We start from the raw sequence: 17,281 nt of genomic DNA, 5'->3' as shown, positions 1-17,281 counted from the left end.
TATCTTCATTAAAATTGAATGATACTAGAATAACTTTGAAGTACATTATAGGTAATAACATTTTACTTAAAGTATCTTTGCATCATGCATTTAAGAAACATACATAGATACGGTTACGACTTTAAAAAACTAACTGAATCACACCCAGAATTAGAACAACATATAATTGAAAGCCCTACGGGAGCAGCCACCATAGATTTTAGTGACGCTAGCTCTATACTAGAATTCAATACCGCTTTATTAAAACATCATTATAAAATCAAATACTGGAAACTTCCAGAACAATCCTTATACCCACCTATTCCAGGTCGTGCAGACTACATACACCACATTTCTGACCTTCTTGAAAAAGGTGATAGAACAGGTCTAGACATAGGCTGTGGTGCCAGTGCCATTTACCCTATTTTAGGTAATGCTATTTACGACTGGAAAATGGTAGGCTGTGATGTAGATGACGACAGTGTAGGATTTGCAAAAAAGAATACCTCAAAAAATGATGCCATAGAAATACGTCATCAAATTGATAAAGGAAATATTTTTAAAGGTGTTATTCTAGAAGGTGAAAACTATGATTTCACGATGTGTAACCCTCCTTTTTACACTAGTGAAGAAGAAGCTATAAAAGCAAATATCACTAAACAAAGAAAACTAGGTACTAGAGAAGAGATACGCAACTTTGGCGGTCACTCGCACGAGCTTTGGTGCAATGGTGGTGAAGCACTTTTTATAAAGCGTATGATTAAAGAATCTGTAGCTTTTAAAAATCAGGTAGGATGGTTTACGTGTTTGCTTTCGCGAAAGCAAAACCTCATCAAACCTCTCAAACAACTTAAAAAGCTCAAAGCAGACGTAAGAGTTGTAGAAATGACTACCGGTAATAAAGAATCTCGCTTTGTTGCATGGAGATTTAAAAACTAAAAATGCCCCTATTTGAAAATCTATTGAAGAAAATAAATGGACGATAAGACTATTCAAAATTTAAGAGAAGCACTAGAATTCTCTCCAGATAATATCCCATTGAGATTACACCTGGCCGAATCACTGCGACTAGCTAACATGCTAGAAGAAGCTGAGGAAGAATATGAAATTATTTTACAGTACAAGGCAGAGCCCAAAGCTAGAATAGGTCTCGCTCTTATTTCTTATAAACAGAAAAATTATTCTAAGGCCATCGTTATCTTAGAAAGCCTGATTCAAGAAGGCAATAAAGATCTAGACACTCATTTATTCTACACACGTGCATTAGTGAGGTCTAATGACACTCGACAGGCGATAGATGCTTATCAAGATTTATTGAAATTTCATCCCGATTTTAGTGATGACGAGTTAGATAAACAATTAAGAAGACCATCTACTAGTGAAGGTGATTATGAAGACGGTGATGAATATGATGACGACTATGACGATGGATTTAATGAAGCAAGCGTCTTTATAGAAAAACCAGAAATAAGTTTTAAGGATGTAGGCGGTATGGATAATGTAAAGCGCGAGATCGATTTAAAGATCGTGCAGCCTTTATTACATCCAGAAATTTACAAAGCCTATGGTAAAAAAATAGGTGGCGGTATTTTACTTTACGGACCTCCAGGATGTGGTAAAACTTACATTGCCAAAGCTACTGCAGGACAAATCAACGCAAAATTTATATCCTTAAGTCTCAATGACATTCTAGATATGTGGATAGGTAATTCTGAAAAAAACCTACACCGCATTTTTGAAGTTGCTAGAAATAATACGCCTTGTGTTTTATTTATTGATGAAATAGATGCTCTAGGTGCAAGTCGTAGTGACATGAAACAAAGCGCAGGTAAAAATTTGATCAATCAGTTTTTACAAGAGCTGGATGGAATATCTAATGATAATGAAGGTCTACTTATTTTAGGAGCAACTAACATGCCGTGGCATCTAGATACTGCTTTCCGACGTCCAGGAAGATTTGACCGCATACTTTTTGTACCGCCGCCAGATGCTCCAGCACGTGAGGCCATTTTTGACCTAAAACTAGAAGAGAAACCTACTAAAGATATAGACACTAAAGCACTTGCTAAAAAAGCTCCAGAATACTCTGGTGCAGATATAGAAGCTGTGATAGATATCGCAATTGAGAACAAACTAGAAGACGCAATTAAATTAGGAGCACCACAACCCCTGGTTACAAAAGATCTTTTAAAATCTCTCAAACAACATAAACCTAGTACTAAGGAATGGTTTACCACTGCAAAGAACTTTGCTGTATATGCAAATGAATCTGGGCTTTATGACGACATACTGACTTATTTGAAGATTAAAAAGTAATGATAGAAGCCTTATACGAAAGAGCCTATTTACTTTTCCAGCAAAGACGCTATCCACAGGCAGAGCAGTTACTTAATCAGGCACTGACTCAAGATCCTAATAGTATATCCTGTCTGCATTTACTGGCCGAAGTAAACCTAGCTCAAGACGACCCTAAAAAGGCAAATCACTTTATAGACATAGCTATAGGGTTATCACCATCTACAGATTTATTATATGCTACTAAGGCTAGAATAATGCTAGATGTAGAGCGTTATGATGATGCCGAAGAATTACTGAAAGAAGCGATAAGTTTAAATCCACATGAACCACAAAACTATGCAATGTTGGCTCATATATCGCTTTCGCGAAAGCGGTATAAAGAAGCAGAACAACTGGCTGAAAAATCTTTATCTCTAGATCCAGCTAACTTGCTCGCTTTAAATGTAAAAAGTACGGCACAATTAAAACAGAATAAGAAAGCAGAGTCTGAAGAAACTTTAAAAGGTGCGCTGGGAGAAAATCCAGAAGATTCTTATACCCACACAAATTACGGCTGGAACAAGCTAGAAACTGGACAGCACAAAGAAGCGCTAGAGCATTTTAAAGAGGCTCTACGTTATGACCCAAATAACTCTTATGCTCAATCAGGAATGATGGAGGCGTTACAGGCTAAGTATTTTGTATATCGATGGTTTTTAAAATACCAATTCTGGATAGGTAATATGGCTGCAAAATATCAATGGTATTTTATCATAGGTTTTTATGCAGGGACTAGATTATTAAGATATGTTGCAGACTCAGTACCTGCGCTGGAGCCTTTTCTCTCTCCTATTGTAATACTACTAGCACTGGTTGCTTTGAGTACATGGATTATAGGCCCTATTTCAAAATTACTTTTCAGCTTTAATAAATATGCAAAGTTCTTATTAAGCAAGAAAGAAAAGCAAGCCGTAATATTTACCGGTATATGTGTATTCACCTCACTTAGTGGTGTGGCTGCTTATTTTGCACTAGAAGATGGTAGGTTTTTAATGGTTGCCATAGCTGGACTTATATTAATGATTCCGTGGAGCATGTTCTATCTAGAGACTAAACCTAAATACATGATGCCGCTCGCTGCTGGTATCATGACTATTATTGCTTCTATTGCATTATTTATAAGCTTTACTACTGGTAATGTGGACAACCCTTTTGTTATCGGTTTTCTAATTAGTTTCTTTGCTTTCCAGTGGTTTGCAAATGCTGTTAGTATTAAAAGGGGTAATATATAGACCTCAACTAAAATTAAGAAAGAGCAGTACGTATATCTACACCAGATATTCTTACTGCTCTTTTTTATTGCAAAAAATGCAATAGAAAAACTTAAAAGAAAGGTATAAGAATCATCACGACTACTTTTAAAACTACACACCATGTTCGGATTATTTAAAAAGAAAACAGAAATAGAAAAACTGCAGTCTCAATATGAGAAGCTCATGAAAGATTACCACACACTTTCTACAACAGATCGCACAGCTAGTGATAAAGCATATGCAGAAGCTGATAAGGTTCTTAAAAAAATGGGCGCATTAAAATAGAGTAAAAACAGAACTAATATCCTGTTTTTAAATTCTTCTTAGAAATAAAAAAGCCTCTTCAAAACTTAATTTGAAGAGGCTTTTTAACGTTAGTAGATTTTTAAAATCTAGATACCAAATTCATATTTGACACGCAACCCTATCATATTAAGAGTCACTTTATCAAATAATGGTGCATTACCTATAGTAGAGTTTAAACTACTGTTATTGATAAAATCTGTAGGTGTATTCTGGTTGTATTCTATCAGATTAGAGTTATTGTTTTCCAACAAATCGTTGAGTCCATACTCTGCAAATAAACCTATGTAAACCCAATTATTAGAACCAAATTTTTCCTTCACTCCTATTTCTAGAAAAGCATTAAAACTGTTCTTAATGTCTAGGTCGTTTTCAGAAAATTGAATTTCATCAAAGGTTCCAAAACCAGCAAATGCCGGTGCAGTAAGTACAGCATTGAACCTTTCAAAGTAACCACTAGTAGTCAGTCTGTTTGCCCTACCTTCTACCTTAGGGCTAAGAAACACATTTACACTGGCACCAGCTTTAGAGTAAAATCTAGTCTGACTTCCTTTAGACTCATACTGTACTCCTACAGGAATAGATAGCATGGTGCTTTTCTGCCTTTCAGAATAATTCTCAAGCCTATATCTAAATTCAAAGTTTTCACCCTCAAAATCTGTTGCAGCCGCTTGGTCACTATAATTTGAACTGTTATTACTAGTTTCTATATAGCTTATTCCTATACCAGAATGTAAACTCCAGCTTTCATTAAGTCCATAAGATATACCTAGATTAAAACCTGCTCCAGGATCTGTAGAGGTGTTTAATGTACTCTCGTCTGCTCTAAGTTCTGCAAAGGACATTTGCCCTCCTACAGATGCTTTCCAGTCCGACTGCGCATAAGAACTATACATTCCTAATAAAGCAATAGATAATAATGGTAATTTTAAGAACCTTCTTTTAAACTGGCTCATAGGTACTCTGGGATTTTGTTTGTTATACATAATAAAGTCAGATTAATTTTTAATGAAGTTTACAGATTCTGTTCTTTGTGATGTAATAAGAACAAGTCTATATAATCCCACTGGCAGACTCTCTGAAAGTCTAATTTGAGATTCTAATCCTTGAACACTCACCGCCTTAATAAACTGCCCATGAGCAGAATATATTTGATACATCGCATGGTCTAACTCTGCTGCAGGATAATCTGCTCTTACTTGTAACAAACGTCCTTGAATAACAGGATTTTCTAAAACAGTAAGTGAGAATGTATTCCCTAAACTCACACTAGATATACAAGTCTGTAAAACCTCACCAGCATCTGTAGTCATTCTTACATAATAACTTGCTGTAGGATCTAAAAGATCAGAAGCGTTATCACCTTCAGAAAAGAACTGTTCTGTACTTACTAGTCTACCGTTCTTAAACCATTCATAAGAAACGAAGTTATAACCTCCATTGTTATCAAAGTTATTATTAACTACTAGAGTGTTATTATACTTCTGCTCTACGATTTCATCAAACTCAAATCTTCTTTCTACTGTGATGATATAAGATCTAGTGTTGCGACCATTATCTGCAGTAACCGTTACTTCTTGAGTATAGATTCCTGGACGTGGCGTTGCGATACTAAAGGTTGCACCTGGAGTAAATGTTGCTCCATCAGAATTTGATAAATTCACCTCAACAGAATCTGTACCTGTACCACAATCAATAAGATAATAAACCTCACTAGCTGGGTTATTAGTAATATTACCATCTATAGATATTGAATCTAAATCTGCATTATCACCTAGATAAACCTCTAGTACTTGTTGCACTGCAGTTGCAGGTAAGTAATTTGAATTACCAGCCTGACTTGCAGATATAAGAATCTCACCTTCGGCAAGTAAGTTTACAAATCCAGTATTGCTTACCGTTGCAGCAGCTGTTGCACCTGTAAAGCTATAGTTATACGCTATCGGTAAACCTGACGTACTACTAGCCATAAGCTGGAAATCTGGATCTACATTTAGCCTTCTACGTGTTAGAGAATCAAAAGTAATGGTCTGTGGTGCTCTATCTATAACCATAGTAGCGGTAAGAACTACAGAATTACAACTAGAAGTTGCAGATGTAACTGTTGCTGTTACTGTATAAGTACCAGCATCTACCTGATCATTATTAGTATAAACTACCGTTGCTGTTGCTGGTATATTTTCCACTGCTATAGAATGAGTAGTACCGTCATAAGTAAAACTAGCATCGTTAAAAGTTGCTCCTAAAACATCGCTAGGTGTAATATTTACAATAAATGACGTCTCGTCGGTACAACTACCGCTCGCATCTTCTGCATATACAAATATGGTTTGTGTCGCATCGATCACTGTACCTGGATTCATTAGTGTACCATTTCCACCAGGGAACGTGTAGTAATCACCAACACTTAATACTGGTAAAATATATTTCTCACAAATTGTGACATCAGCAATAGGGCTTAATACTGGCGACTCATTTATGGTTAATAAGAAACTAGTCTCAGCACTACAACCTGTTGCAGCATCTACATCATAAGCATATAATGTAACTGGATATACTGCAAAGTCTAGGTAATTTAATACATCCGCTTCCGCGAAAGCGATACCATTACCACCACTTTGAGTATAGTACATTTGAGAACCAGTTAAGAAATCTCCAGAGATGTTAGGCAAGGTATATGTATCACAAACCGTTACATCAGAAATAGCATCCATAGCTCTAAGTTCTACCACCACAAGTTGATCTTGAGAACTTACATTTCCATTACCATCATCATAACTCCAATTTACTAAAGTAGAAGATGTTAAAGGGAATATCACTGTGTTAGTAGCTGTAATAGTTCCTGCACAATTATCTGTAGAAGTAGGCGCTGTTAATACAGTCACTTCACAGTTAAAATTAAGTGTAGGAAGGGCAGCTACATCTGCTACTGGAGCAGTAACGTCATCTATGATTACATTTTGTGTTTGTGTAGATGTGTTACCGTTTCCGTCATCATACGTCCAAGTTACTACTGTTGTAGTTCCTTCTCCACTGATTGGGAATATTGCGTCGTTAGAAACAAGCACTGTTGCGTTTGCACAGTTGTCTGTTGCTGTTGGTGCAACTAGGCTAGTTACTTCACATTCTGCAACTACATCTGCAAGTGTAGCGACATTTGCTACTGGTGCAGTCACGTCATCTATAATTACATTTTGTATTTGTGTAGATGTGTTACCGTTACCGTCATCATAAGTCCAAGTTACTATTGTTGTAGTTCCTTCTCCTGTGATTGGGAATATCGCGTCGTTAGAAACAAGCACTGTTGCGTTTGCACAGTTATCAGTTGCTGTTGGTGCAGCTAGACTAGTTACTTCACATTCTGCAGTTACATCTGTAAGTGTAGCTAAATTTGCTATTGGTGCAGTAAGGTCATCTATAATTACATTTTGTGTTTGTGTAGATGTGTTACCATTACCGTCATCATAAGTCCAAGTTACTACTGTTGTAGTTCCTTCTCCTGTGATTGGGAATATCGCGTCGTTAGAAACAAGCACTGTTGCGTTTGCACAGTTGTCTGTTGCTATTGGTGCAACTAGACTAGTCACTTCACATTCTGCAATTACATCTGTAAGTGTAGCTACATCTGCAACTGGCGCAGTAACGTCATCTATAATTACATTTTGTGTTTGTGTAGATGTGTTTCCATTACCGTCGTCATACGTCCAAGTTACTATTGTCGTAGTTCCTTCTCCTGTGATTGGGAATACAGCATCGTTAGAAACAAGCACTGTTGCGTTTGCACAGTTGTCTGTTGCTGTTGGTGCAACTAGACTAGTCACTTCACATTCTGCAGTTACATCTGTAAGTGTAGCAACATCTGCAACTGGTGCAGTAACGTCGTCTATAATTACATTTTGCGTTTGTGTAGATGTGTTACCGTTACCGTCGTCATAAGTCCAAGTTACTACTGTTGTAGTTCCTTCTCCACTGATTGGGAATATCGCGTCGTTAGAAACAACAACTGTTGCGTTTGCACAGTTGTCTGTTGCTGTTGGTGCAACTAGGCTAGTTACTTCACATTCTGCAGTTACATCTGTAAGTGTAGCTAAATCTGCTACTGGTGCAGTAACATCATCTATGATTACATTTTGTGTTTGTGTAGATGTGTTACCGTTTCCGTCATCATACGTCCAAGTTACTACTGTTGTAGTTCCTTCTCCACTGATTGGGAATACAGCATCGTTAGAAACAACAACTGTTGCGTTTGCACAGTTATCAGTTGCTGTTGGTGCAGCTAGACTAGTTACTTCACATTCTGCAGTTACATCTGTAAGTGTAGCTAAATCTGCTACTGGTGCAGTAACATCATCTATGATTACATTTTGTGTTTGTGTAGATGTGTTACCGTTTCCATCATCATAAGTCCAAGTTACTACTGTTGTAGTTCCTTCTCCTGTGATTGGGAATATCGCGTCGTTAGAAACAAGCACTGTTGCGTTTGCACAGTTGTCTGTTGCTGTTGGTGCAACTAGACTAGTCACTTCACATTCTGCAGTTACATCTGTAAGTGTAGCGACATCTGCAACTGGCGCAGTAACGTCATCTATAATTACATTTTGCGTTTGTGTAGATGTGTTACCGTTACCGTCGTCATAAGTCCAAGTTACTACTGTTGTAGTTCCTTCTCCTGTGATTGGGAATACAGCATCGTTAGAAACAACAACTGTTGCGTTTGCACAGTTATCAGTTGCTGTTGGTGCAGCTAGACTAGTTACTTCACATTCTGCAGTTACATCTGTAAGAATAGTAGCATCTGCAACTGGAGCAGTAAGGTCATCTATAACTACATTTTGTGTTTGTGTAGATGTGTTTCCATTACCGTCGTCATAAGTCCAAGTTACTACTGTTGTAGTTCCTTCTCCTGTGATTGGGAATATCGCATCGTTAGTTACCGTTACTACAGCACTACAATCATCTGTCGCAGTAGGTGCTACTAGAGTAGTCACTTCACATTCTGCAACAACATCTGCAAGAACAGTTGTGCCTGGTGTAGGTGCTACATTATCTTCGATGGTGAAACTTACCGTTGTTGATTGCGGGCAATCACCGTTAGTTGTATAAGTAACTATATAAGTGCCTCTCATAGAAGTATCTAGATCTACACTTCCTGTTGCCGCATTAATAACTAATCCAGCTGTAGAAGTAAAAGTACCTCCAGCAAGTCCTGTTATAGTAGGCGTAGGATTTATAGCACTAGGACAATAAACCGTAGTGTTATAATTAAATGACGCATCATCTAACGGTAAGATAGTTACTGTAAAAGTCTCTTGATCTGTACAGTTACCTGAAACATCTTCTGCATAAACGAATAAAGTTTGCGTCGCATCGATCACCGTACCTGCATTTAACAAGCTACCGTTACCACCTGGGAAAGAATAATAAGAACCTACACTTAATACAGGTAATACATACTCATCACAAGCCGTCACGTCCATAATCGGATTTATAACTGGTGTTTCTGTAATAGTCAACTGGAAACTAGTTTGTGCACTACAACCTGACATATCAGTATCATAAGCATATATAGTCACCGGATAACTTGCAAAATCAGAGAAGTTTATAGTATCCGCTTCCGCGAAAGCGATACCATTACCATCACTTTGCGTATAATATAATTGAGAACCAGTTAAATAGTCACCGGTTATAGCGGCTAGGGTAAATGAATCACAAACTGTAACGTTTGCAATAGCATCTATAGCTCTTTGCTCGATAATTACTAATTGGTCTTGAGAGCTCACGTTACCGTTACCGTCATCAAACTGCCAAGAAACTACCGTAGTTGATGTAATCGGGAAAGTAGCTGTACCAGTTACCACTCCAACACAATTATCTGTTGCTGTAGGTGCAGTTAAACTAGCTACCTCACAATTAAAAACTAAATCAGGTAGTGAAGCAGCGTCTGCCACAGGAAACGTTACATCATCTAAAATCACATTTTGTGTTTGTGTAGATGTATTTCCATTACCGTCATCATAGGTCCAAGTTACTACCGTTGTACCTTGAACTGTAATAGGCAAAGTCACGTTATTAGTCACCGTTACTATACCTGCACAGTTATCTGTTGCAGTAGGTACGACTAGACTTGTTATTTCACATTGAGCAGTTACATCCATTAGAGCTGTTGCGTCTGCTACTGGAGCAGTCACGTCATCTATAATTACATTTTGTGTTTGAGTAGATGTATTACCGTTACCGTCATCATAAGTCCAAGTCACTACAGTTGTAGTTCCTTCTCCTGAGATAGGTAATGTTGCATCGTTAGTTACCGTTACTATACCTGCACAGTTATCTGTTGCAGTTGGAGCAGTTAAACTAGTTACTTCACATTCTGCAGTTATGTCCATTAGAGTTGTTGCGTCTGCTACTGGAGCAGTCACGTCATCTATAATTACGTTTTGTGTTTGTGTAGATGTATTTCCATTACCGTCATCATAAGTCCAAGTTACTACTGTTGTAGTTCCTTCTCCTGAGATAGGTAAAGTAGCATCATTAGTTACCGTTACTGTAGTTGCACAATCGTCAGTTGCTGTTGGTGCAATTAGACTTGTTACCTCACACTCTGCAGTTACATCGGTTAGCGTTGCAACATCTGCTACTGGAGCAGTTGTATCTGCTACTATTACCACATCAAAACTACAAGAAGCTGTGTTACCTGAACGGTCTGTTATAGTAAATGAATTTGTAGTGGTCCCAACTGGAAACGTACTACCAGAAGCTAAACCTGCTGTCTGATTTATAGAGAATGACTCTACTTCTATCAGGTATCTAACAAGAGTTTGTGCTTGTATATCATTCCATCTTCCACTAGTTGTAAAACCTGTATAATCCTCTTCGTTAGCATTATTAGGTTCAAATGTATTCCAATTTGTATACGTAGAAGTTGAACCGTTTTGCCAAACAAAAGTACCTTCTGAGTTTACATCATTGAAACCAAATAATATCTCACCTCCTAAACTACTTACCTGGTTGTATAAAAAGTCATTTTCTTCAAGATTATTTATAGTAACCAAGTTATATCCATTTGTTGCAGCTGCTGCAAAAGCATCTACAGAAGAAACTGGAGTGTTTGAGATATAATATGCTTTACCATTTAGGTTACCAAGACTTGTAAAGTCTGCACCTATTTCTCTCGCTTGTAAACTACAATTATCTGTTACCGTAGGTAGTACATAGTTTACTACGGCGCTGTCTGAACATGTAATTAAAACATCACTAGGACAAGTAACCACTGGAGCAGTAACATCATCAATGATTACGTTTTGTGTTTGCGTAGACGTATTTCCATTACCATCATCATAAGTCCAGGTCACTACTGTAGTTCCTTGAGTTGAGATAGGTAAAGTTGCGTCGTTAGTTACAGTGACTGTAGTTGCACAATTATCTGTTGCAGTAGGTGCTGTTAATGTAGTTACTTCACATTCTGCAGTTACATCCATTAGAGTCGTTGCGTCTGCCAGTGGAGCTTCACTATCTGTTACAATCACATCAAAGCTACAAGTAGAAGTATTACCACCAGCATCTGTAACACTAAATGTATTAGTTGTAGTTCCTACAGGGAATGTACTTCCTGAAGCTAGACCTGCTGTTTGAATAACGGAAAGGTTAGAATTACTTGAAATATTTAAGTTTACATTATCTAAAATAAATCTACCTGGACCTGATGAGGGGTCTGGTGTACTTTGCCAAAAACCAATTCTAATCGTCTGTCCCGCATAAGAAGTTAGATCAGCTATTTCACTTACAAACACATTATCATTATCTATAGTGCCTGCTTGAGCTACATAAATCTTAAGCACTTCCAATACATTGTTAGAAGTATCCAATATTTGAGCTTCATAACGCCTATTAGAACAGTTATTGCAAAATGTCTGAAGATCAAAATCAATATTTTCATCCCAACTTAATTGAGCATTATCGATTCCTACAGGAATATTAACCTCTTGATAAAGCAATGATGTGTCTGGTCCACTATTAGAATCAAATCCATTAACCGCAAAGAACATACCATCAGTAGCGGTTGTTGGAGAGAAAAACGAATTGTTTGACGAATTGGTTACTGAATAATTAATAAACGGAATTCTAAAATCTATCACAGTCCAACCTGTGAAATCTCCCATTTCAAAACTCCCATTAATTAAAATATCACCATCATTTGGAACACAATTATCTGAAACAATAGGTGTAGTATAATTTACCACCGCACCACAATCTCCTGCATCATTTACTTGAGTAATATTACTAGTACAAGTAATGATCGGAGCAGTTACATCATCTATAATTACATTTTGAGTTTGGGTAGATGTATTTCCATTACCATCATCATAAGTCCAGGTTACTACTGTAGTTCCTTGATTTGAGATAGGTAAAGTTGCGTCGTTAGTTACGGTAACTGTTGTTACACAGTCATCTGTTGCTGTAGGCGCTGTTAGGCTTGTAACACTGCATTCGTCTGTAACATCTGATAGGCTCGTTGCATCTGGAACTGGTGCAAGAACATCTTGCTCTACAATCACATCAAAACTACATGTGGTTAAATTTCCAGCAGCGTCTGTTACAGTAAAGGTATTTGTAGTTGTTCCTACTGGAAAGCTGCTTCCAGAGACTAATCCAGCAGTTTGTGTTGGAACGCCGAACGGTATTTCAATTAAATATTGTTGACTGAAATTTGATGGGATATCGTTCCATAAACCGTCTGTCGCAATAATAGCATAATCTTCTCCTGGAGGTGATCCTGCAATAAAAGAATTGGATGGGTTTCCAAGCGACCAGTTTGTATAAGTAGCAGGACTGCCACTTTGCCAAACAAAATTTCCTTCAGAGTCAACATCATTATAACCTATCAATGCTCCGACACCTTGGATAAGCAATTGACCAGCTAGGTAGTCATTTTCTTGCTGGTTATTTATTGTCACGAGGTTATAACCATTTGTAACTGCGTCTAAGTAAGCTGATTCTGGTGTAAATGAAGCGTCAGCAATAAAGTAATCACTTCCATTAAAACTACCTAAACTCGTGTAACCAGATAACGTAGTCGTAGATGCTAATGAACAGTTGTCTGTAGCTGTAGGCATTGCATAATTAACTACCGTTGCACCATCAGTACAATCTACTGTGATGTTTGTAGGACAAATAATTACTGGAGCAGTAACATCATCTAAAATAATATTTTGAGTTTGTGTAGATGTGTTTCCATTTCCATCATCATAGGTCCAAGTAACTGTTGTAGTTCCTTGCGTTGTGATAGGTAATGTTGCATCGTTTGTTACCGTTACTGTTCTTCCACAATTACTTGTAGCTGTAGGACTCGGTAGTGAAACTACCTCACATTCTGATGTTATATTAACCAATGTAGCTGCGTCAGGAACTGGATCACTACACATTTCTATATCGATATTAATTGTTCCTAGAGCCACATTTGAACCGCCTCCAATTCCTGTATTTCCTCCATCATTTGCCATGATACTTAAAGTCGATGCGTTATCTCCTATTAAGGCTGCTGGGCCAATGTATTGAACATTTGAAGTTATATTTAAATAACTGTCAATATTAACATCACTACCTGTTAAGGTTAAAGTTGTTGTACCAGAACCGCTTATTGTAACACCACCTGATGAAGAAGCTGTTAGTGTTCCTTGAGCTGCAGTGATTATTAAAGTAACAGCATTAGTTCCTGCATCTACATCTGTAAAAATAACAGCAGATAGATCTACATTACTAGCTGTATTTTCCAATACACTAACATCTGTTGGTAATCCAGAAATTGTAGGGTCATCGTTAACTGCAGTTATAGAAATACCAAAATTTGCTCCAGTTGTACCTGAACCATTTGTGGAATCTGTGACTGTATAATTTAAAAAACGAGTGTTTTGAGTATTACCGTTTGCAGGATCATCACCTGTATTTCTATACGTTATTGATCGTAGAGCTGTTTGCATTTGAGCGGGAGACCCTGAACCGACTAAAGTAAGTACCGCTGTAACTGAATTATAACTTATAGTATATGGGCCTGGAGTTGTTACTGCCAATTCATCTCCAATAAAAAATCCTGATATACTAACACTTGCTGAAGTAATAGGATGATTATTAGCGTCAACTACAGTTAAAGTATTATTAGCTATAGTAGCTGGATCTCCTTCTGTATAAAAGAAGGTACGTGTTGCTAAAGTCACCTCTGGATCTTGATCTCCCAAAATTATAGAGGACTGCACATCACCAGTTAAGGAATCAAAACCATCGGTTCCACAACCTCCTGCAGGTGTAGCATCTGTCCATGTTCCTAAAGATAAATCTGGTGGATTAGGTAAAGATGGACTCGTATTGTATTGGATCAAATTCTCTCCATTAAAAAAGGTGGCATCAGCACCATCGTCTGCAACAAGTTCCCATCTATTATTTGCAGTACTCCATGAAATCTGGAGTTCGCAAAAGCCCAATGGGCAAGATTGAATATCTGCTGGTGGTAAAGGTGTCGTTTGATATATATTTCTTCCCGTAGCGTCTGTTCCTACATTATTAAATATAAAGTCTTGATCTCCAAATACAACATCACACCCATTAAGAGTGATCTGTCCATAAGTTAATGAGCCAGTAAGAAATATCAAACCGACCCATAAGGTTTTATAAAAATTTCTCATGACTAACTTCTTGAAGGGAAAATTCCTTGTAAACAAATGATGTAATACATACCTAAAGAAGGTTGTTTGATACTGACTGGCTGACTACCACCAGTATACCCTATCATACCTGCATGCATAGGAGTAGATGTTCCAGTTCCATATTCATTATCAAAAACACCTGAATTTGCAGGGTAAGCTCCTGAAGGAACATTAGTAGTCCCTACTTCGGACACACCATTTACCGCATGATTATGTGATGGTAAATTTGCCGTTGTTAAGGTCACAGTTTCAGCTCCTGATCTTTGTCCCCATTGGACAGGAGATAATCCTGGACCAGTTCCAACTCCTTCTGGTACTCTACCACGTAAATCTGGAAGTGCAAAAGTAGTACGACCATCACCACCATAAGTGGTTCCTATTATACTAAATAAAGCTGAATTTTGAGCAATAGGTAATAATTGACCTTGACAAAGCGCCCATCCTCTAGGAGCGAAATTCCCAGCAAACATTTTCACTTCGCCTATAAAGTCATCTTGTGCACTCACATTATAAATGCTTCCTAAAAGCATGAATAATAAAATAAAAGTAGTTTTTTTCATAATAGTAATTTCAGGTTATATTTTTAAGGTTTGAGACGCTAAAAATACACTTGAAAAATGCCTGTTATGACCTGTTATCAGGACGATGACTTTAAATTACGTACTTACACCCATAGCCTAATGGGTATAAATACCCAAATACAGCTGAAATCACATAAATTAGGATGTCATTCGTCTAAAAGATTAGACCAACTCAGTTCTTAAAACTTGAATTAAATCATCTAATTCTAGTAAATGATGAGAATAATTGAGAGAAAGAGTCCGTTCAATGAATTATCTATAACAAAAAAAGCTTCTTCTTAATTCACGATGAATTAAAAAGAAGCTTAGTACCCATAGATATGAGTTCTTACTGTATTTTACATTTGTTCAGGAACTTCTATTCCCATAAGATGACAAGCGCTTTTTACAACAGCTGCTGTCTTATAACATAATAACAAACGGAATTGCTTCAAGTCTGCATTATTTTCTTCTACTATTTTTGGTACGTTTTGATAGAAAGAATTGAATTCTTTTACTAACTCGTATACATAGTTTGCTATTAATGCTGGACTGTATTTATCTGCCGCAGTTTGTATCATGGTAGGATATTGCTGCAATGACATTATCACTGCGGTATCCTTATCTGTCAACTCTAAATTTGTGGCAGTCATTAATTTATTAGAATCAAATCCTGTTTTCTTTAATATCGACTGAATACGAGCATGTGTATATTGAATAAAAGGACCGGTATTCCCTTGAAAATCTACCGATTCTGCTGGATCAAACATCATGTTTTTCTTAGGGTCTACTTTCAGCATAAAGTATTTTAAAGCCCCTAAGCCTATCATATTATACAGACGTTCTTTCTCATCTTCAGAAAGACCTTCTAATTTTCCTTGTTCTTGTGCAATGGTTTTTGCAGTTGAGGTCATTTCTTCCATCAACTCGTCAGCATCTACCACCGTTCCTTCACGAGATTTCATTTTACCAGAAGGAAGTTCTACCATACCATAACTCAGGTGGTATAAGTTCTCTGCCCAGTCAAAACCTAGTTTCTTAAGTATTAAGAAAAGTACTTTAAAGTGATAATCTTGTTCATTACCTACGGTATAAACCATAGAATTAATGTTGTGATCTTTTACTCTCTGTATAGCTGTTCCTATATCTTGAGTCATGTAAACTGCAGTTCCATCACTACGTAAAACAATTTTTCTGTCTAACCCATCTTCTGTAAGATCTATCCATACAGAACCATCAGGATCTTTTTCAAAAACACCTTTATCAAGACCTTCTTGTACGACATCCCTACCTAATAAATACGTATTACTTTCGTAATACAAACTATCAAAGTTTACTCCTAGATTTCTATACGTAGTTTCAAAACCGTCATAAACCCAGCTGTTCATCTTTTCCCATAGTGCAACTACCTCAGCATCGCCTTGCTCCCATTTTTGAAGCATTTCTTGAGCTGCTAGAATAGACGGAGCTTCTTTCTTTGCTTCTTCTTCGGTTTTACCTTGAGCAATAAGAGTTGCTATTTCCTTTTTATATTCCTGATCAAATTTCACATAGTAGTTACCTACTAATTTATCTCCTTTTAAACCTGTAGATTCTGGAGTCTCGCCATCTCCATATTGCTCCCATGCTAGCATAGATTTACAAATATGAATTCCACGATCGTTTATAATTTGTGTTTTGTTTACTGTGCGTCCAGTCGCCTCAATAATATTTGCTACAGAAAAACCTAATAAGTTATTTCTAACATGTCCTAAGTGAAGCGGTTTATTTGTGTTAGGAGAACTATATTCTACCATAACACCAGGTTGGGTAGTATCTTGATTTTTTACACCATAATTTGCATCACTAAGTATTCGGTTAAAGTCTTTTAAGAATGCTGTTGCAGCAACTGTTATGTTTAAAAAACCTTTAATGACTTCTATATCGGTAACTAAATCAGTATTCTCTATTAGATACTCTCCTATTTGTTGACCTATCGCCGCTGGATTACCTTTAATATGACGTAACATAGGAAATACCATGATGGTAAAGTCTCCGTTTTGATCCTTTCGCGTAAGCGTAATTTCTACATTATCTAATTCTATAGAAAAAATAGATTTTACAGCTTCTTTTGATGCGTTCTCCAGTTGTTGAAAAAGTGTCATAATAAAAA

The 17,281-nt window shown here is 37.1% G+C and carries 8 protein-coding genes; 4 read left to right on the top strand and 4 right to left on the bottom strand.

Translation table 11 applies throughout. The features are described 5' to 3' along the window. The first annotated feature begins 84 nt into the window (after window positions 1–84). From rlmF to ACJJVJ_RS13675, 4 genes are all read left to right on the top strand, one after another. A complete protein-coding gene (gene rlmF, locus ACJJVJ_RS13690) occupies window positions 85–918 on the top strand; it encodes a 23S rRNA (adenine(1618)-N(6))-methyltransferase RlmF (protein ID WP_104516380.1) in 834 nt (277 codons plus the stop codon). 36 nt (window positions 919–954) lie between these two features. Then, complete coding sequence (locus ACJJVJ_RS13685; RefSeq protein WP_405370940.1) at window positions 955–2,295, top strand: AAA family ATPase; 1,341 nt, start codon at window positions 955–957, stop codon at window positions 2,293–2,295. Further along, window positions 2,295–3,548 (top strand): tetratricopeptide repeat protein, encoded by a 1,254-nt coding sequence (locus tag ACJJVJ_RS13680; RefSeq protein ID WP_405370938.1) that lies wholly within the window; start codon window positions 2,295–2,297, stop codon window positions 3,546–3,548. The genes ACJJVJ_RS13685 and ACJJVJ_RS13680 overlap by 1 nt, the downstream gene beginning before the upstream one ends. Window positions 3,549–3,689: 141 nt before the next feature. Beyond that, window positions 3,690–3,854, top strand: coding sequence for a Lacal_2735 family protein (locus ACJJVJ_RS13675; RefSeq protein ID WP_104516375.1), 165 nt, complete (start codon window positions 3,690–3,692; stop codon window positions 3,852–3,854). Between the two features lie 107 nt (window positions 3,855–3,961). On the opposite strand, the gene ACJJVJ_RS13670 is transcribed toward ACJJVJ_RS13675, so the two are convergent. The 4 genes from ACJJVJ_RS13670 to argS form a co-directional block, all read right to left on the bottom strand. Then, window positions 3,962–4,858 carry a hypothetical protein gene (locus ACJJVJ_RS13670; RefSeq protein ID WP_405370936.1) on the bottom strand — a complete coding sequence of 299 codons (897 nt, stop codon included), beginning with the start codon at window positions 4,856–4,858 and terminating at the stop codon, window positions 3,962–3,964. A gap of 12 nt (window positions 4,859–4,870) precedes the next feature. Next, a complete protein-coding gene (locus ACJJVJ_RS13665; RefSeq protein ID WP_405370934.1) occupies window positions 4,871–14,548 on the bottom strand; it encodes an HYR domain-containing protein in 9,678 nt (3,225 codons plus the stop codon). 2 nt (window positions 14,549–14,550) lie between these two features. Then, window positions 14,551–15,129, bottom strand: a complete 579-nt coding sequence (locus ACJJVJ_RS13660; RefSeq protein WP_405370932.1) for a phage tail protein — start codon at window positions 15,127–15,129, stop codon at window positions 14,551–14,553. Window positions 15,130–15,488: 359 nt separating this feature from the next. Beyond that, a complete protein-coding gene (argS, locus tag ACJJVJ_RS13655; RefSeq protein ID WP_405370930.1) occupies window positions 15,489–17,273 on the bottom strand; it encodes an arginine--tRNA ligase in 1,785 nt (594 codons plus the stop codon). Window positions 17,274–17,281 lie beyond the last annotated feature (8 nt).

Source organism: Nonlabens sp. Asnod2-A12, from assembly GCF_045063745.1.
Lineage (GTDB): Bacteria > Bacteroidota > Bacteroidia > Flavobacteriales > Flavobacteriaceae > Nonlabens > Nonlabens xylanidelens.
This window is presented reverse-complemented; position numbering and strand designations above follow the sequence as displayed.

Excerpts from the sequence above, each read along its gene's own strand:
- ACJJVJ_RS13675 (WP_104516375.1), top strand. The coding sequence starts at position 3,690 with ATGTTCGGATTATTTAAAAAGAAAACAGAAATAGAAAAACTGCAGTCT.
- ACJJVJ_RS13660 (WP_405370932.1), bottom strand. The coding sequence starts at position 15,129 with ATGAAAAAAACTACTTTTATTTTATTATTCATGCTTTTAGGAAGCATT.
- ACJJVJ_RS13670 (WP_405370936.1), bottom strand. The coding sequence starts at position 4,858 with ATGTATAACAAACAAAATCCCAGAGTACCTATGAGCCAGTTTAAAAGA.
- argS (WP_405370930.1), bottom strand. The coding sequence starts at position 17,273 with ATGACACTTTTTCAACAACTGGAGAACGCATCAAAAGAAGCTGTAAAA.
- ACJJVJ_RS13665 (WP_405370934.1), bottom strand. The coding sequence starts at position 14,548 with ATGAGAAATTTTTATAAAACCTTATGGGTCGGTTTGATATTTCTTACT.
- rlmF (WP_104516380.1), top strand. The coding sequence starts at position 85 with ATGCATTTAAGAAACATACATAGATACGGTTACGACTTTAAAAAACTA.
- ACJJVJ_RS13680 (WP_405370938.1), top strand. The coding sequence starts at position 2,295 with ATGATAGAAGCCTTATACGAAAGAGCCTATTTACTTTTCCAGCAAAGA.
- ACJJVJ_RS13685 (WP_405370940.1), top strand. The coding sequence starts at position 955 with ATGGACGATAAGACTATTCAAAATTTAAGAGAAGCACTAGAATTCTCT.